Consider the following 16,922-nt stretch of genomic DNA (forward strand, 5'->3'; position numbering starts at 1 on the left):
GCCAAATCTCACTCCTGGAGGACGTCGCGCTCAATGCGCGCCACGGTCTCCAACGCACTTTCCTCCGCTGTGATGCGCCGTTCGGCGATTCCCTCGAGCGGATCCCAGCCCCGGTACCAGCTGCGCATCTGTTTCTCCCCGAAGTCCATTTGCTTCCCCGGGCGTGTGGCGTGCCGGTGCAGCGTCTCAGCCAGGCTCAGGTCCCAGGCGTAAAACAGGCATCGGCCAGAATGTCCGCCGCACAGGCGGTGCAGGACGCAGCTGTATTTTCGCGGGTTCAGCATGCCCTCCACAATGACAGTGCGCCCGTGTGCCAGCGCCAGCGCTGCCGACTGCTCCAACAACTCCACGCTCAGCGGCGAATAGTTGCCACTTTCACCCAGTACGGTGCGCCTGAGATAATCCTGTTCAATCCACACCGCGCCCAGATCCCGTTGCAGCGCGCGGGCCACGGTGCTCTTGCCCGAGCCGGAATTACCGCGCAGCACAATGAGTGTGGACATGACTCAATCCAAGCACGTTCGACGGCGGATGGCGCCTACCGCAGCCAGCTCGCCGCCGGGCTGGTACTGCCGCAGCCAGCTCGCCGCCGGGCTGGTTCTGCCGCCGGGCAGCTTTGCGTTATTCGTCCGACGTGCTCTTGAAGACGAGCATGAGGGCGCGCATGCCCAGCACAAACCCGCGGAACAGTAGGACGAAGCCGAAGAAACCGTAAAGGTTGATGCCCTCAGTGAGGGCAGGCCCGCCGTTGTGGGTTATCAGCAAGATGGCGCCCAGCACTGCGGATCCTGCCAGCACTGCAACAATGAGCTGCTGGAACAGGCCGGTGAGGAAGCAGCGGTCGCAGGGGTCGTTCAAGACGCGCACGCTCATCCAGGTTCTCGGGCCGGTCCAGGAGTTCGATCACGGCGTCCGTGGCCCCGGCGGCGTTGTGCTTATCAATGGCGTAGAGCATCATGCCCAGAGCGGTCTGTGTGGCTGGGTCCAGCCTGCCCACGGAGCCGAAGTCCAACAGCCCCAGTGTGCCTTCGGGGGTGATGAAAATGTTGCCGGGGTGTAAGTCTGCGTGGAAGACGCCGTCGGAAATGATCTGCTCCAGCGTGGCGCCCAGTAGGGTCTGCGCCAGGGCCGTGCGCTCGCCGCCGGAGATCTCAGTTAGTAGTGTGCCGGCGGAACTCACGGGGCTCCCTGGCAGCTGTTCCATGACCAGCAGCCGCTCGCTGGAGAGCTGATGACAGGCGTGCGGGACAGTGACGGAGAACTTGCCCGAGTGTGCCAGCGACGCCTCAATGCTGCGCATGTTATTCAGCTCGATCCGGTAATCGAGCTCCTCCTCGAGCGAATCGGCAAAGCCACGGGCCAGTGCCAGCACACCCAGCGACTTGCCCCACGGCGTGGTGGTGTTCAGCCAGCGGGCCAGGCGCAAGATGATGTCCGTGTCCAGGGTGACCTGATCCAGGGCGTTGGGGCGTTGGGCTTTAAGCACGACGTCGGACCCGTCCAGCAAGGTGGCCTGGTGCACCTGTGCGACCGAGGCTGCGGCCAGCGGCACCGGGTTCACGTAGGAGATGACCGCCGGCAGTGGCTGGCCCAGACTCTTTTCAATGGCTGGTTCAATGAATTCCCACGGGGCAGGGGAGGCGTCACTTTACAACAGTTCTAGTTCCTTGATGAACGCTTCCGGCAAAAAGTCACGCCGGGTGGAGAGCATCTGACCAAGCTTGACGAACGTGACCCCTGCTTCGTCCAAGGCATGGCGCAGGGCCCGGGCCGTTTTCGCCTCCTGACCGAACCCGTCGTCCCGGCCGAAGCCGCGCAGCCGTGAACCGAGCCCGTGCCGCACCGCGATGGAGATGACCTCGCCCATACCGCCGGGTGCGCCGCCGTCGTGCCTTCGCGCCAGTGAAAAAATGCGCGAGGGATGGCAATGTGCCGGTGGTGAACGCCGCCTCGATGAACACGAGCACAGCCACACCCAAGGCAAAAATTCAGCACACGGCCAGGACCAGCAGAAGCAGCGCCACCAGGGGTGAGACATCCAGCCCGGTGGTGTTGGTATCGGTGCCGGTCCACCACGCGCCGGACCACAGTGACGGCCAGCCATGACTGCAACGCTAAAAACAGGACCGCGGCAATGCTCAGCAGCACGATCAGCAATACATCCAGGGCGGCCATCAGCCACGGCTCCGCCCGCGCCTAGCGCCTAGTGGCGCCGGCAGCCCCAAGCGCCTAGCGGGTGCCGCCCGCCCGCCCGGCAGACCGCGGCAGCAGCGTCACCGCGGCAACTACGGCGAGGGCGATCAGTACTGCCAAGGCGCCGGCCATCGCGGTCCAGCCGAACTGCTGGAAAACCAACCCCGCGCTCCAACCCACCACGCTGGAGCCGGCGTAGTAGCTCAGGTTGTACAGCGATGAGGCCTGCGCCCCGCCCATGAGCGCCAAGGCGCCAGTCCACCCCGAGGCGATGCTGTGGGCACCAAAGAACCCGGCCGTGAAGAGGACCAGCCCCACCAGAATGACGGGGATCGGGGCCGCCAACGTCATGGCCAATCCGGCGGCCATGACCCCGGCGGATACCAAGAGCACGGCCCGCCGGCCCCAGCGGGCGGCCACGCCGGCCACCATGCGCGAGGACACCGTCCCGGCCAGGTACGCCAGAAACAGTAGCGCCACGGCCGACGCCGGGAACAAGTACGGAGGCGCTTCGAGCCGGAACCCCAAGTAGTTGTACACGCTGACAAAGGAGCCCATCAGCAGGAATGCCTGGGCGTAGAGCGCCAACAGTGAAGTGCTGCGTAATTGTGGCAGGAGCTTGCCCAGCACGGAGCCAAACCCTTCCCTCGGGGACGGCACAAACCCCCTGGGCTTGGGTGCCAACAGCAGAAACGCCACGGCGGCGGCCGCTGCACAGAGGGAGACGGCAAGAGTGCCTATCCGCCAGCCGGCGAGGTCGGCGACGGGCCCTGCCAGCAGGCGGCCAAAAAGCCCGCCCAGCGTTGTCCCGGCAACGTAGGCCCCGGCGGCGGCAGCAGCGTTGGAGCGGCTGACTTCCTCCGTCAGATACGCGATGGCCAGGGCCGGTATGCCGCCCAGGGCTGCGCCTTCCAGCGCTCGCAGGAGGAGCAGGATTTCAAAGTTCGGGGCCGCCGGGACCAGCAGGCCAAACACAGTGGCCAGAATAACGGCAAAGCCCATGGTGCGGATCCGGCCCCAGTGATCGGCGGCGAAGGACCACGGCAGGACGGCCACGGCCAGCCCGATCGTTGCCATGGAAACCGTGAGCGAGGCCTGCGCCGCTGTGACTCCTAGATCCCGTGAAACAAGGGGCAGCAGGCCCTGCAATGAATACAGTTGAGCGAATGTCGCCACCCCGGCACATGCCAGCGCGGCCAGTACCCGGCGGTACCCGGTGCTGCCCCGCCGGTGGCCGTCCCATGGCATGACAGTGCTTGCAACATTCACAACTCCAACCGTAGAACGCGCACCCCGCAGCACCAAACGGTCCTGCCTGAGCAGTGATACGCTTATGTTTCGAATCTTTGTTCTAGGCGGTGGTGTTGTGTTTGGTATGGACGTGCCCGCACCCAGACATCAGAGCGCCGAACCCACAGGCTTCGCCTCGCCCGCCCGCGACTACTTCGACGGCGGGATCGACCTCAACCGCCACCTGATTCGTGACCGCACCAGCACATTCCTCATGCGTGTGGCTGGCGATTCCATGGCCGGTGCCGGCATTGCCAGCGGCGATGAGATTATCGTGGACCGGGCGCTCACCCCGCGTGACGGCTCCGTGGTGGTGGTGGTTGTGGAGGGTGAATTGCTCATCCGCCGCCTTTCCATGCACGACGGCGTGACCTCCTTGCTCACCGCGCCCGCCACTGCTCCGTCCCCGGCTGCTGCGGAGGTGCTTTTCCTGACTGGCGAGGCTGCCGTGTGGGGCGTTGTCACCCGGTGCCTGCACCACGTCTAGGCGCAGCTAGGGCGGCAGGCCTGGGTTGGCAATCGGAGAAGGGAAGGGCTACAGGCATGAGATGGAGTAACTGCGTTCGATGCCTGCCGTTGCCTGGGCTCATTCGCTGGGCCCATAAGATGGCTTGATGGGGAGAACTCTGGGGCGAGAGCAAAAAGTCGGGAAACTGGGGAAACCCGGGAAACCACTGTACGTGGAAGCGCATATCCGGGCCTCCATGGAGCGTGTGTGGGAGCTGAGTCAGAACCCGGAGAAACATCCGCGCTGGGACCTGCGGTTCTCCCGCATCATTCCCCTCGACCAGGGCGAGCAGGGACAGGTCCGGTTCCGCTACGAATTCCTGCTGCCCTTCCATGCGATCAGAGGTACGGGGACCTCCCTCGGCCACCGGCACCGTGCGGATGGCCAAGCCACATCGGTGCTGAAGTTTGACACTGCCGACTCGCTTTCACCCATCGGCCCGGGTTCAGGCTACTGGCGCTACATCCCCACCAGCTGCGGGCTCCGCTTCGTCACCGGCTACAACTACAGGCCCGGGATGGGCCTCGTCGGGAAAGCCGTGGATGTGCGTCTCATCCGTCCGGCGCTCGGCTGGGCTACGGCCATCAGCTTTGACCGCCTCCGGCTGTGGGCCGAGACGGATCTGGATCCGCGCACTGCCCGCAACCGCTGGTTCCTTGACGCGGGTGTCCGTGCAGGCGGGGTACTTGCCGGCGCCGGCTTGTTGGTCCGGGCAGTGCAGAAGCAAGAAGCGGGCTTGGGAGCGCTGGGTGCCGGGGCTGCCGTTGCCGCTCTTCTGTTTCCAAGGCATTGGTCCGTCCCGCGGGCTGGGCGTTGCCTGCGCCGCGCACCTGATGAACAGGCAGCACGTGCCCCTGCTGCTCTCGCAGACTTACAAGAACCCGAACAATCAAATACCGGGACCGGCCGGCAGGGATAGGAAAGCTCATGGCATCAATTTTTGAAACTGCCTTGGGCGAAGACTTTCAACGGCTGCACCCCATGATGCAAAAGCGCTTCGGTGTGGGTGTTGAAGCCGGCTATGGCTGCGTGGGGACGGGAGTCTTCACGCAGGTGCGGCGCGGTGCCTGGTGGACGGTACCATTTCTGCGGTTGGGTGCCTTCCGCAACATCTTGTTCCCTGACCACGGAAATAACATCCCGTTCACGGTGGAGAACTATCCTTACGTTGATGGTTTTGGCCGTCCCACCGTGACCTTTGTCCGGACCTTGGACATGCCCAGCGCCAGGGCAGAGAAGGCGAAGAAGCGCCGCTTTGACGCCACCATGGTGTACAGCAAAGAGCGTGGAACCATTGTGGACTATCTCGGCACTCACCAGCATCTAGCCACGGATCTTGTCCTGAAAGTTCTTGATGATGGCTCCCTGCACCTGCAAACCACTGGCCAGCGTTTTTATGAGGGCCCCGTGGCCTTCAACTTTCCGCGGATTGGCACCGGCACGGCGGACCTCTACGAAGGTTATGACGAGGCACGTGGGGTGTTCACCGTCCAGATGCAGGTACGCAACCCCTACTTTGGTTTCCTGTTCGGATATAAGGGCGAGTTCAGCTGCGAATTCCCGGCCATGGTGGGAAAAGCGGTGCCTAGCCATCTCAAACCGGTACGGGAAGAAGTCCGCGAGTAAATCATGTCCCCTTGTGGGCCGGTCCTGTCATCAGATTCTTCTTGGCTCCCAGATGGGTAGATCAGCCCAGCGGGCTAAGCTAACGGGATGTCTACCGTTGGCGCTCCTGACCCCATGCAGATCCATCCAATCGCGGGGCAGGACCGAGTGGTTTTCCTCAAACCGCTGATTCAGAACCCACTGATTGAGGTTGGGGAGTACAGCTACTATGACGATCCTCTGCATTCCGCTGAATTTGAGACCAGAAACGTCACCCATCACTACGGTCCAGAGAAGCTGGTGATCGGGAAGTTCTGCGCCATTGCCTCCGGCACCACGTTCGTCATGAATGGTGCGAACCACCGCATGAACGGAGTATCCACCTATCCGTTCCCCATCATGGGCGGGGCGTGGGGCGAACACCGTGATCTGATCACAGATCTACCCTCCCGTGGGGACACAATAGTTGGCAACGATGTCTGGATCGGCGCGAACGCAACGATCATGCCAGGGGTGCGGATCGGCCATGGCGCCGTGATTTCCACAGAAGCTGTTGTTACTAAGGACGTGCCTGACTACGCAATTGTAGGAGGAAACCCGGCCGCGCTTATCAGGCGCAGGTACCAAGAAGAGGACATCCGAACCCTCGTTGAGCTTGCCTGGTGGAACTGGCCACTACCGAAAATTACTGAGAACCTCCGTGCCATTGCGGACGGATCAGTAGCCGCACTCAGCGCTATAGCGGCATCGAGCGACAGCTGATCAGGCCAGGCCACAGCCTTTTGATGGGGGCCACTGGAAGGCTTTGCCTCACCTCGATACCCTGAGGCTGCACGTTATTACTTCCCCTACCGGGATATTCCCATAACGGGTATATTGGTGTTCATGAATGAGAATACGTTTTGGATACTCACCTCCCTTGCGGGCGGGCGTGCACATGGCTACGCCGTGCTGCGTGACGTAGAGAGCTTGACGGATGGCGCAGTGTCGCTGCGGGTGACAACCCTCTACGCCTCGCTGGAGCGTCTGGAGCGGGACGGGCTTGTGCGCCGCGCTGGCGACGAAATAGTTGATGGCCGGGCTCGCCGCTATTACGATCTGACGGACGCCGGCATACAAATACTGACGTTGGAAAAGGAACGGCTCTCTGTTCGCTTGGGGGCTGCGGAAAAGCGGTTGGCAGGCACCGCTACTACTGCGGGCGGTACTTTGCCAGGCAGCGTTCTGCCGGGAACAAGTACTTCTGGCCGTGCTGTGCCTGGCCGTGCAGCACCAGCCACTTTGGGTTGGGGGTTCACAGGATGAGCAGTCCGAGACGCAAAAAGTATGCACGCCTGCTCCGCTGGTATCCGCAACGCTGGCGCGCAGAACATGGCCGTTTCATGCTGGACACATTGGATGAATATGCCAGCGATCAGGGGATCATGCGGCCATCGCTGGCTGAGGCATGGTCCATCCGCTCCCATGGAATGGGTGAGCGGGCAAGCTATCGCTGGGCAGTAGTCTTCGCGGCTCTTTCGCTGGTGGCTTTTTTGGGGGCCGCAGTAATTCTCTTGAGCAACACCCTCTTAGTTCCAGAAGTGGGTGTTGTGCGAACTCTCTTAGCAGTTTTGGTGGGACCGCTCACCTTGGCTGTTGCCGCCATCGTGATTCTGCATAGGAGAGGAACACTCTCTGCTCCCGTTGCTCTATGCGCGGCCATGGGTTCCGTGCCAACCTTTACTTTCATGGCATTGGCAGCCATGAGTGTGGCCCTCGGTTTCGACGAAGCCGATGCCGGTACAGCGAGAACATGGTTCGCTTCGGCAGGCCTTTTATTGATCCTGCTCACCTGGTGTACCGGCGCTTTGACCCTCCTTGTTCCTCTGCTTTCAGTGCTAAAAAATAAGCTCCCAAGGACGCTTCGATGGGTAGTGACTAGCCTCATGGCAGCATTCCTGTCCCTGAATCTGGCTGGGCTGGTGATGACATCTGGGCAGATCTTTGGATCCTTGCCGGCTGCTGCACTGCTTTTCCTGGCAATCATAAAAGCTCAGCGCTCACAGCAGGGTGTGCAGCCGGGGAAGTTGCCGGGCGCACGCCTGAGCCAGCCTCCGTACCCAGTGAAGGTGCCGTACCCAGTGAAGGCGCCGAGCCATTCTGGAGGCACCAAATCTGGCTTCAATAAAACTGGCTTCAATAAAATCAGCGCAGTGGCACTCTTCTCTTTGGTACTAGGAATGACCTGTGCTGCTTTTGCGCTCACCGGCAGCAACTGGGACGCGGGAGTGGGGGATGCCAGCCGCGCCATGAACCTTGGGCTGGCCGCAGGAGCCCTTGCTGCGCTGCCGGTAGTGGTTTTGAGTGCAGTAATGCTCCTGCCGCGATTTGGTGCCGTGATGTGGTTCTCCGCTGGTTTGGCGTGCGTGGCACTCCTAGTTGTAGCGGTGGCTCAACTCCTTGGTGCCGGGCACTCGCTGCAGTGGCCGTTGATTCTTGCTGCGGCGGTGATGGTGGGCTTTGCGCTTGCCGTGCCGCTGGGGCGCTGGATTTCCGGAAGGCTGGCTCTGAGGGTTGCTGCCCTAGGCGGCCTTGGTCTGGCTTGCTCTTTCTTGGGAATTTATCTGGTCACCGCGGCCGCCTTCGTGGCGCCGTGGGGTGCTGCGGTACTGCTCTTTTACTCACTGCGGCGCCTCGCCAACCGGAAGTCACGGGTGGGCCCGCATCTGGTGAGCCAACACTAGGCTTGCGGCCGTGACTTGCTGCAGTGACTTGCTGCCGTGGGCTAGTGACTCTATGCTCAATCCATGGCAATTTCCCCAACGCTTCCCGAACTCAAGTTCGAATCAAGTAGCGGCTTGCAGTTCTTGGAGCGTAGCCACTGCGGAGTTCGGACCCTTGTTTTATGTGGGTTCGTTGCTTCGGTGAAGCACCAGTGAAGTCATGAGTAACGCGCGCATCGCCTTGGTGGACGTGAACAACTTCTACGTCTCCTGTGAGCGGGTCTTTGACCCAAGGCTGGAAGGGCGCCCCGTCGTGGTGCTTTCCAACAATGATGGCTGTGTTGTGGCACGCTCGGCTGAAGCCAAAGTGCTGGGCATCGCCACTGGCGTGCCGTGGTTTCAGATTCAGGGGCAGGCCAAGGCTTGGGGACTGGTGGCCCGCTCGAGTAACTATGAGTTGTATGGAGATTTGAGCGCCAGGGTCATGGAAGTGGTGGGGCGCTTTGGTACGTGGCAGGAGGTGTACTCCATCGATGAGTCCTTTATTGGGCTGATGGGGGACCCCGCCCAACTACAGGCCGCAGGGCGCGATATTCGTGCCGCCGTTATGCGCCATGTTGGGGTTCCGGTGTGCGTTGGTGTGGCCTCGACGAAGACGTTGGCGAAGTTTGCGAACCGGATTGCAAAGCAAAACGCCGGCCTGGACGGGGTGTGCGCGCTGGAGTCGATGCCGGGGGATCACGTTGCGGGCATCCAGGCGCGCGTGCCGGCGTCGGGCCTGTGGGGTGTGGGGGAGAGGACTTCCTCGAGGCTTAAGCTCATGGGCATTGAATCCATCGCCGATCTCAAGGCTGCGGACCCTGCCCTGATTCGCAAGAAATTCTCCGTTGTGCTGCAGCGAACAGTGCTCGAACTCAATGGCACTCAATGTATTCCCCATGTTGAGGAACGCGTAGATAAACAGCAAATCATGTTCTCGCGCAGCTTCTCCCAGCCGGTCACCACGGTGGAAGGCATGGAGGAGGTCATGGCGGTTTACGCTCAGCGTGGCGCGGCCCGGCTCAACGAGGAGGGGATGCGGGCCTCAGCCATGACGGTTACCGCCGGCACTAGCCGCTTTGCGGCGGGTGAGGGGAGTTTTCCCGCCGTGACCGTTCGATTCGACAGGCCAACCAGTGACCCCATCACTTTTGTCCGTGCAGCCGTTGCCGCCATCCGCCACCATGCCGTTGCAGGCGCGTCCTACCTGCGTGCAGGGGTCTTGTTTAGTGGGCTGGAACCGGCGTCCGGCACGGAGGTGCTGGATATTTTCAGCACCGAGGCCAGCCAAGCAGACGTTGGTGGGGTCCTAGGAAACGTACGGAACAAGTTCGGCAGCGCCGCCATTGGCCTGGGGATCGGAGGGTTCGCCCAGGCCCCTCAATGGTCCATGAAGCGTGAACATTCCTCACCCCGCTACACCACGGAGTGGAAGGAACTGCCCGTGGTGCGGGCATAGCCGTCCCCACATTCTCCGCGGTCAGGTTTCTTGCGGGAGCTTTCCTGCCTCCCCTTTTTGTGCTTCCTCCACTTCGTCTGGGCGCACCTCGCCGGACAAGCGGAAGGTAGCTAGCAGCCCGAGGACTAAAAATCCCGAAGCTGCGAAGGCCGAGTACCGGGTACCGTCGCTGAACGCCGCGCGCGCGGCATCGGCCACCTGAGGATCCTTGGCCGCCAGGCCAGGGATGGCCCCACCAGCACTGACTACCACCGTGTCCACGATTTGGGTGCGGGCTGACTCCGGAAGCAGGGGAGTCTCATCGGCGAGCCGGGCATTCAAAGACGTGCCTACGGAAGTGAAAAGAATGGTCCCGAGAATGGCTATCCCCAGAGCTGAACCAATCTGGCGGGCGGTGCTGGCAGTTCCGGAACCTTGGCCGCTTTTATTCACGGGAACGTCCTTGAGTACCACTCCTGTCAGCTGTGCCGTGGCCAGACCCACACCGAACCCGTAGACAAAGAGGAACGGGATAATGCTCAGCCATGTCGAATTAGCGGAGATGACGAGCCCCAACCCGGCCACGCCAAGAATTTCAGCCACAATGCCAACCCGCACAATAGCGACGGCGGTGATCTTATCGAGCACCACGCTGGAAAGGCCGCTAGCGGCAAAGGAGCCAATGGCAAGAGCCAAGAGGACCAGCCCGGTCTGTAGTGCGTTGTAGCCGATGACGTTCTGCAGCCACAACGGCAGCGAGAGGATGATCCCGAATTCCCCGAGGGAGACAATCATGGCGGCGATGTTTCCGTTACGGAAGGACGGGATGCGGAACAGCGCAAAGGCCAGCAGAGTTGTTTTACCGGCACGTTGGCGGTGGAGGCCCCAGAGAACAAAACCCACACCTGATGCCACAGTGATGGCGAACGCCACAGGGATGGGGGAGAGCGCGAACGGCCATATCCATGTGCCAAAGGTGGGTGCTTTGCCGGGATGAAGGAGCCACCAGCCGTAGCTTCTTCCTTCGATCAAGCCAAAGACCAAGGATGCGCTGGCTAAGACGGAGAGCACCGCGCCGATTACATCGATGCGCCGAGGATCAGCAGAGTCCTTTGACTCAGCTACGCAGAGCAGAACGCCCGCAATGATAATCACGGCCAAGGGCACGTTGATTCCAAAGGCCCACCGCCACGAATAGTACGTGGTCAGCCAGCCTCCCAACAATGGGCCCACTGCCACCATGCCGCCAATGGTTGAGCCCCACACCGCGAAGGCGATGCCACGTTCCCGTCCTTGGAAGGTGGCATTGATCAGTGACAAGGTGGTGGGCAGAACCATGGCACCGCCAACGCCTTGGATGATCCGGGCAACAATGAGCAGATCCCCCGACGGTGCCAGTGCCGCGAAGACTGAAGCGGCGGCGAAGATTACCACTCCCACCAGGAGCGTCCGGCGGCGACCATAACGGTCCGCAAGAGTCCCAAAGACCAACAACAAGGCAGCAAAGACCAGAGTGTAGCTCTCTTGAACCCACTGGACCTGGGTTGATGAGATGCCAAGATCACGAACTATGGACGGGATGGCCACGTTCACGATGGTGGAATCAACAATGATCAACGCAACCGCAATGCTAATGAAAACTAGGCCCGCCCAGCGGCGGCGAATGCTTGTCATCGAATTTCCCCGTTCAGAGGCTGATGGGAGAGTTTGGACGGCCACCAAATAGCGCGGCCAATGTCATAGGAGAGAGCCGGCACCAGCAGTGAACGCACAATCACCGTATCTAGGAGCACACCGAACGCGACGATGAAGGCAATCTGTGCCAGGAACAGGATCGGAATCACCGCCAAGGCAGCAAAGGTTGCAGCCAACACCACCCCGGCCGAGGTGATGACGCTGCCCGTCATGCCCAAGCCCCGTAGAATTCCCGGCCTGGTACCAATCCGTAGCGACTCCTCCCGGACCCGCGTCATGAGGAAGATGTTGTAGTCCACTCCCAGCGCCACCAAGAATACAAAACCGAACAAGGGCACGGCCGCGTCAGCTCCGGAGAAATGGAACACGTGATTGAAGACCACCGCCGAGACGCCCAATGCCGCCACGTAGGAGATGACAACGCTGGCCACCAGCAACACGGGAGCCACGATGGAGCGCAGCAACAACATCAGGATGAGGAGGATGACCAGCAGGACGATCGGGATAATTTTGACCAAGTCACTTTGCGCTGTGGTGTTTGTGTCCAAGGCTATGGCAGTCACTCCACCAACCAGGACTCCTTGATCTACGGCCGGAAGGTCTTGACGAAGGGAGCGCACCACTTGTTCTGCCGCCTGTGAATCTGGCTCCGAGCTGAGCACTGCATTGATGATCACTTTGCCCTCTCGCACCACAGGCGCGGCGTCAGTGCCGGGGCGAACATTTCCAACATAAATTGATGCCGAGCTGATTCCTTGCGTAGCCGTAGCGGCAGCCAGCACTGCCTCAGCCTTGCCCTGATCGGCCACCACCACCACAGGGCTGCCGGAGCCACTGGGGAAGTGTTGGGCGGATACTTTCTGACCGTCTACGGCTTGAGACGCAGTCAGAATAACTTCGCTTTGCGGGACACCATTGGCCTGCAGTTGCACTATGCCCGCACCGCAGGCGAGCAGAACCAGAAGCGCGATGGCCCAAGTGGCCCTGGGCCGATGCGAAATCAGTGTCCCCACCCTCTTCCACAGTCCGGTAATACCCTCAAGGCCGTGAACAGTGAGGGCAACGGTGCTGTGGGCCTGTCCGTGCAGTGAATCAACCTTGGGACGGAACGGCCAGAAGGCGGCACGTCCAAACAGTACGAGAAGGACCGGCAGAAGAGTCAGAGAAGAAAGTAGCGCGAACACGATCCCGATTGCAGCGATAGGGCCCAAACTCTTGTTGGAGTTCAGGTCTGAGAACAGCAAACAAAGCAGGGCGATGATCACTGTTGCTCCGGAAGCAGCAATCGGTTCCCATGCTGCGCGCCACGCCCGATTAATCGCGGCCCATTTCGATTCGACGTGGTGCAAAGACTCCCTGAACCTTGCCACGAGAAGCAATGAATAGTCCGTGGCAGCACCAATGACCAGGATGGAGAGAATGCCTTGGCTTTGCCCGCTGAGCTTGATCCACCCCCAACTAGCGAATGCATAGACAAAGAGGATCGCGGCAGACAAGGCAAAAATCGAGGTCAACAGGACCAAGAACGGCAACACAATTGAGCGGTATACCAGCAGCAGGATCAAGAAAACAGCTCCTGCTGCTACCAGGAGCAGAATGCCGTCAATGCCGCCGAAGGCATTGACCAGGTCTGCGGTGAGACCAGCCGGGCCGGTCACGTAAGCGGCCAAGGAGGGCGATGCTGCCGTTGCCGCTACAGCGCGAAGGTCACTAACAACGGTATTGACGTCATTTGTATCGCTGATAGGAACAATGAATTGAACAGCTTTGCCGTCTTTGGACGGGATGGGTCCTGTGACAGAACTAGTGGCCGGGGATACGGGTAGCTGAACGCCGTTTACCGCGGCAAACTTCGGTGCCAACGTAGAGAGATCGGCTAGTTGGGCAGGGCTGAGTGCTGAATCAGAGGCGAAGACAATAAGAGCGGGAATGGCCTGAGAATCCGTAAATTTCTGTTGCCAAGTATTGACCTCAGTGGACTCGGCGCTCGCAGGCAGGAACGCTGCCTGATCGTTACTGGAGACCGAGGACAGTTTTCCAAAGGTTGGCCCGCCAAAGCTCGCAGCGCCGAGCCAAATGATGAGCAACACTGCGGGGAGAAGGATCCTCAGCCAACGTGCGGGGTGCCAATCGCGGCGATTTTCAGTGATCATAGCGGAGTCAAACCCTCTCCGGAGGCGGTGTTGAGGAGATAGTTCGGAGAACCACTCGATTGCTAGTTTATCTAATAAGTAGTCTGGTTAGCCATATCTAGGTGAAAAAAATATGTTACTTCCGCCTATGAGTAACACTCGAAGTGCCGTCCCGTAGGCTCGGGGAATGCCCTTGCCTCAGCCACCCCGGTCCCCGCATAAAAATTCATCCTCCTTAGCGCCAGTTCCACCCAGGCCGTTGCGGTCAGTGGATAAGCGCAGGTTAGTGGGGAGGCGCGCCGGCCTTGCCGCCGCAGCCGCTGCCACCGTGGTGGTGGGGCTGGCTGTGCATTTTTTGATCGCAGGCGATCTGGCATCTTTGGTGGCCGATGCTCTGTACACCGTTCTGATCTATCTTTTAGTGGGCTTCATCTTCCCGGCGGCCCGGCAGTACTGGCTTGCAGTGGCGGCTTTCGCCTTCAGTGCCATGATTGAACTGTCCCAGCTCACCGGGATCCCGCAGCAGCTAGCGCAGAGCTTTCCACCCTCGCGGCTGCTCTTTGGAACCACCTTCTCAGCGCTGGATCTGGTGGCTTATGCACTGGGCGCCATGGCGGTCTGCGCTGCTGACGTCTTGGCGTCCCGCCGAGCAGTCCGTGCCAGAGCTGTGGTGGATGCGTGAGAGCGGCCACGCTGGGAAATATCCCGGGGAGAGTTGAGGTTGGCGCTAGGGAGACCCTCGTTGAAAGGCATCACCCATGACACTGCCCGTATCCATCCTTGACCTCGCCCACATTGGCGAGGAAGGCATCCGCGAAAGCTTCCGCGCATCCGTGGCGTTGGCACAAAAGGCCGAAGGCTGGGGGTACAAGCGGATTTGGTTTGCCGAACACCACAACATGCCTTCCATTGCTTCCTCGGCCACAAGCGTGTTGATCGCCCATGTGGCTGCCCATACCAAAACCATTCGCCTCGGCGCCGGCGGCATCATGCTGCCCAATCACTCGCCGCTGCAGATCGCAGAACAGTTCGGCACGCTGGAAACCTTGCACCCGGGACGGATTGATCTTGGCCTGGGGCGGGCTCCCGGCAGCGACCAGAACACCATGCGCGCACTTCGCCGCGACCCGTCCGCGGCAGACACCTTCCCGCAGGACGTGCAGGAACTGCAGGCCTACTTTGAGGGTCAAACGCGGATCTCCGGCGTTAACGCCTACCCAGGCAAGGACACGCACGTGCCGCTGTACATTCTGGGTTCCTCACTCTTTGGTGCGCGGCTGGCCGCTGCCTTGGGGTTGCCGTACTCCTTTGCATCGCACTTTGCGCCGCAGGCCTTGGAAGACGCTGTGCGGATCTACCGCCGCGAATTCAAGCCATCCGCCGCGCTGGCCGAGCCGTACGTGATTATCGGCGTGAATGCGATTCTCGCAGACACCCAAGAGGAGGCCGACGCGCTGCAGCTGACCGCCCGGCGCCGCCGCGTGGGTGCCTTGGTTGGCGGCGGGCGCACCTTCACTGACGCCGAATCAGACCTGTTGCTGGAATCGCCCGCGGGCCAGCAGGTGGAGAACATGATGCGCTACTCCGCGGTGGGAACAACTGATGTGGCACGCGCTTACCTGGACGAATTTGCCGTGAAGTCTGGTGCCGACGAGCTGATCGTGGCCACCCAGATCACCGACCGTGCCGCCTGGATTCGCAGCTTTGAACTGCTGGCACAGGCCATGGAACTGGGCAGCTGAGAAAACTTCTGTATTGAACGGGAGCGGTGGGCTCTGGAGTGGAGCATCTCAGGGGACCTTCGGCAGGTGGTGGTGGTCTGCCAGTGGAATACTCACGGCGGCCACCAGCACTCCGATCACCACGCCCACCAGGGTATCGGCAACCCGGCTGAAGGCGGCCGCCGGGCCCAGGTGCGAGCCCAGCCCTGTCATGATCAGCGCCATCGGGGTCACCGCAATGGTGGTCAGCGTGTAGTTCTTCATCACCAGCAGCTCAGCCAACACCTGGAACACAATAACCAGCGCCACCGACGGCCAAAAACTCAGCGACAGCGAGAGCAGCGCTATCGCAAGCACGGCCCCAATGACATTTCCCAGCAACCGCTGGATGCCGCGCTGCACCGTGTGGCCGTAGTTCAGGCCCTGCAGCGCTGCCACGGCACCCATGGATGCCCACAGCGGATGGTCAAGGCCAAGCCCGACGGCGGCCCACCCGGATAGTGCCGATGCGCCGGCCATGCGCAGGGCCTGGCTGGTGCTGGCTCTGGAACGCAGGCCCGCACCGGCAGTGCGCCAGAAATTACGGGGCTCCTGCGGCCCAGTGGCAGGGGAGCTGCCCGGCCTCGCCCCGGCCGAGGGCTTTCCACGTAGGGTGCGCAACTGGTGTTCGTACCCCCAGAGCCTTTGTAATGCCAGGGCCAGCGACTTGCTGCTGGCATGGCCCACCGTGGCAATGACGGATTCAACCTCGTTCAGAATGAGGTTCAACGCTTCTGCGTCTTGGCGGCGCTGCCGGGCCCGGACGGTTGCGGGCCGGACTGTGCCGGAGCCGCTACCGAAGCTACTGCTGGCGCTCAGCGCCACCGATCCCCGGGCCCCGCGCACGGCGGCGCGGGCGGCACCAAGGTGGGTGCCGCCGTGGGACGCGTCTGCGGGGAACTGCGTGGCCAGGCGCACCACGGCCGTGATGGACCGGGCAACGGCAAGGCGGGCCGGCCCTAGCGGGTTCACCAGAACAGGGGCCATTGCGGCGAGCCACCCCACGGCGGCGCCGATCCCCAATGCAGCCACGACGGGGGCAACTCCGGCCAGGCTATTCGCGTAGGCGGCGCCGGCAGCGGCGGCAAAGACCATGATGACGGCGCCCGGGCCGGTGATCCGGAAGGCGGCAAAGATGTGAGAGGCCAGGCCAGCAATGAGCGATAGCACAGCGATTTGCGCCGCCATGGGGACGCCCATGGCACCGAGCAGTGCGCCGATTCCGACCGTGACCAGCATTGCTGCAGCCACGATTCCCAGCATGGGAGCCAACCGGCGGTAGGGCTGGTAGCGGCCGAAGGCGCTGGTCAGTGCGCCCAAAGTGGCCACCCCGGCCAGTTGTTGCTGGCCCATAAGCCCGCCGGCAACCAAGACCAGGCTCGCCGCAATGCCCACCTTGATGGCCGGGGCAAAGATGGCGTCGGCCGGGTGGATGGCAAGGGACTTGTACCAGGTGCGGGGAGCCACAGAGTGGGCCAGGGCCGTGCCACAGTGGCGAAGCCGGGAGGTCATGATCATCTTTCCATACTACAATCTATTTTACTAGTAAAATAGATGTGA

The 16,922-nt window shown here is 61.5% G+C and carries 16 protein-coding genes; 9 read left to right on the top strand and 7 right to left on the bottom strand.

The genetic code is table 11. The features are described from left to right. Positions 1-8: 8 nt before the first annotated feature. From RY113_RS00475 to RY113_RS00490, 4 genes are all read right to left on the bottom strand, one after another. Positions 9-503 carry an AAA family ATPase gene (locus tag RY113_RS00475; RefSeq protein WP_315912908.1) on the bottom strand — a complete coding sequence of 165 codons (495 nt, stop codon included), beginning with the start codon at positions 501-503 and terminating at the stop codon, positions 9-11. 224 nt (positions 504-727) lie between these two features. Next, entirely contained in the window at positions 728-1,618 is an 891-nt protein-coding gene (locus RY113_RS00480; protein WP_315913330.1) for an AarF/ABC1/UbiB kinase family protein, read from the bottom strand. A gap of 30 nt (positions 1,619-1,648) precedes the next feature. After that, the gene (locus tag RY113_RS00485) at positions 1,649-1,867 is read right to left on the bottom strand and encodes a hypothetical protein (RefSeq protein ID WP_315912909.1); all 219 of its coding nucleotides are present in this window, start codon (positions 1,865-1,867) and stop codon (positions 1,649-1,651) included. Between the two features lie 362 nt (positions 1,868-2,229). Continuing rightward, entirely contained in the window at positions 2,230-3,441 is a 1,212-nt protein-coding gene (locus RY113_RS00490; RefSeq protein ID WP_315913331.1) for an MFS transporter, read from the bottom strand. A gap of 127 nt (positions 3,442-3,568) precedes the next feature. Here RY113_RS00490 and RY113_RS00495 point away from each other — a divergent pair, with 127 nt between their 5' ends. From RY113_RS00495 to RY113_RS00525, 7 genes are all read left to right on the top strand, one after another. After that, positions 3,569-3,970: a LexA family transcriptional regulator gene (locus RY113_RS00495; RefSeq protein ID WP_110107278.1), complete on the top strand. Its 402-nt coding sequence runs from the start codon at positions 3,569-3,571 to the stop codon at positions 3,968-3,970. Between the two features lie 193 nt (positions 3,971-4,163). Continuing rightward, a complete protein-coding gene (locus RY113_RS00500) occupies positions 4,164-4,910 on the top strand; it encodes an SRPBCC family protein (RefSeq protein ID WP_315912911.1) in 747 nt (248 codons plus the stop codon). Between the two features lie 8 nt (positions 4,911-4,918). Beyond that, positions 4,919-5,617: a DUF4166 domain-containing protein gene (locus RY113_RS00505; RefSeq protein ID WP_315912912.1), complete on the top strand. Its 699-nt coding sequence runs from the start codon at positions 4,919-4,921 to the stop codon at positions 5,615-5,617. Positions 5,618-5,704: 87 nt separating this feature from the next. Continuing rightward, positions 5,705-6,358 (top strand): CatB-related O-acetyltransferase, encoded by a 654-nt coding sequence (locus RY113_RS00510; protein ID WP_315912913.1) that lies wholly within the window; start codon positions 5,705-5,707, stop codon positions 6,356-6,358. Between the two features lie 123 nt (positions 6,359-6,481). Beyond that, entirely contained in the window at positions 6,482-6,901 is a 420-nt protein-coding gene (locus RY113_RS00515) for a PadR family transcriptional regulator (protein ID WP_315912914.1), read from the top strand. Positions 6,902-6,978: 77 nt separating this feature from the next. Further along, positions 6,979-8,319, top strand: a complete 1,341-nt coding sequence (locus RY113_RS00520) for a hypothetical protein (RefSeq protein ID WP_315912915.1) — start codon at positions 6,979-6,981, stop codon at positions 8,317-8,319. A 199-nt stretch (positions 8,320-8,518) separates the two neighbouring features. Continuing rightward, entirely contained in the window at positions 8,519-9,796 is a 1,278-nt protein-coding gene (locus RY113_RS00525) for a Y-family DNA polymerase (RefSeq protein ID WP_315912916.1), read from the top strand. Between the two features lie 21 nt (positions 9,797-9,817). On the opposite strand, the gene RY113_RS00530 is transcribed toward RY113_RS00525, so the two are convergent. Together RY113_RS00530 and RY113_RS00535 are read right to left on the bottom strand one after the other, a co-directional pair. Beyond that, positions 9,818-11,449, bottom strand: coding sequence for an MFS transporter (locus RY113_RS00530; protein WP_110107006.1), 1,632 nt, complete (start codon positions 11,447-11,449; stop codon positions 9,818-9,820). Next, positions 11,446-13,623, bottom strand: a complete 2,178-nt coding sequence (locus RY113_RS00535) for an MMPL family transporter (protein WP_315912917.1) — start codon at positions 13,621-13,623, stop codon at positions 11,446-11,448. Before RY113_RS00535 ends, RY113_RS00530 begins: the two co-directional genes overlap by 4 nt. Before the next feature lie 247 nt (positions 13,624-13,870). On the opposite strand from RY113_RS00535, the gene RY113_RS00540 reads away from it, so the two are divergent. Together RY113_RS00540 and RY113_RS00545 are read left to right on the top strand one after the other, a co-directional pair. Beyond that, complete coding sequence (locus tag RY113_RS00540; protein WP_170120996.1) at positions 13,871-14,284, top strand: DUF2809 domain-containing protein; 414 nt, start codon at positions 13,871-13,873, stop codon at positions 14,282-14,284. A 76-nt stretch (positions 14,285-14,360) separates the two neighbouring features. Continuing rightward, positions 14,361-15,344: an LLM class flavin-dependent oxidoreductase gene (locus RY113_RS00545; protein WP_110107009.1), complete on the top strand. Its 984-nt coding sequence runs from the start codon at positions 14,361-14,363 to the stop codon at positions 15,342-15,344. Between the two features lie 48 nt (positions 15,345-15,392). Here RY113_RS00545 and RY113_RS00550 read toward each other — a convergent pair whose 3' ends face one another. Next, positions 15,393-16,880 carry an FUSC family protein gene (locus RY113_RS00550; RefSeq protein ID WP_315912918.1) on the bottom strand — a complete coding sequence of 496 codons (1,488 nt, stop codon included), beginning with the start codon at positions 16,878-16,880 and terminating at the stop codon, positions 15,393-15,395. Between the last annotated feature and the right edge of the window lie 42 nt (positions 16,881-16,922).

It is taken from the genome of Arthrobacter sp. lap29, assembly GCF_032458965.1.
GTDB classification, from domain to species: Bacteria; Actinomycetota; Actinomycetes; order Actinomycetales; family Micrococcaceae; genus Specibacter; species Specibacter psychrochitiniphilus.

What these genes read in the sequence shown, in the direction of transcription:
- RY113_RS00515 (WP_315912914.1), top strand. Translation starts at nt 6,482, where the DNA reads ATGAATGAGAATACGTTTTGGATACTCACCTCCCTTGCGGGCGGGCGT.
- RY113_RS00545 (WP_110107009.1), top strand. Translation starts at nt 14,361, where the DNA reads ATGACACTGCCCGTATCCATCCTTGACCTCGCCCACATTGGCGAGGAA.
- RY113_RS00505 (WP_315912912.1), top strand. Translation starts at nt 4,919, where the DNA reads ATGGCATCAATTTTTGAAACTGCCTTGGGCGAAGACTTTCAACGGCTG.
- RY113_RS00550 (WP_315912918.1), bottom strand. Translation starts at nt 16,880, where the DNA reads ATGATCATGACCTCCCGGCTTCGCCACTGTGGCACGGCCCTGGCCCAC.
- RY113_RS00520 (WP_315912915.1), top strand. Translation starts at nt 6,979, where the DNA reads ATGCTGGACACATTGGATGAATATGCCAGCGATCAGGGGATCATGCGG.
- RY113_RS00525 (WP_315912916.1), top strand. Translation starts at nt 8,519, where the DNA reads ATGAGTAACGCGCGCATCGCCTTGGTGGACGTGAACAACTTCTACGTC.
- RY113_RS00495 (WP_110107278.1), top strand. Translation starts at nt 3,569, where the DNA reads ATGGACGTGCCCGCACCCAGACATCAGAGCGCCGAACCCACAGGCTTC.
- RY113_RS00530 (WP_110107006.1), bottom strand. Translation starts at nt 11,449, where the DNA reads ATGACAAGCATTCGCCGCCGCTGGGCGGGCCTAGTTTTCATTAGCATT.
- RY113_RS00490 (WP_315913331.1), bottom strand. Translation starts at nt 3,441, where the DNA reads ATGCCATGGGACGGCCACCGGCGGGGCAGCACCGGGTACCGCCGGGTA.
- RY113_RS00510 (WP_315912913.1), top strand. Translation starts at nt 5,705, where the DNA reads ATGTCTACCGTTGGCGCTCCTGACCCCATGCAGATCCATCCAATCGCG.
- RY113_RS00535 (WP_315912917.1), bottom strand. Translation starts at nt 13,623, where the DNA reads ATGATCACTGAAAATCGCCGCGATTGGCACCCCGCACGTTGGCTGAGG.
- RY113_RS00485 (WP_315912909.1), bottom strand. Translation starts at nt 1,867, where the DNA reads ATGGGCGAGGTCATCTCCATCGCGGTGCGGCACGGGCTCGGTTCACGG.
- RY113_RS00475 (WP_315912908.1), bottom strand. Translation starts at nt 503, where the DNA reads ATGTCCACACTCATTGTGCTGCGCGGTAATTCCGGCTCGGGCAAGAGC.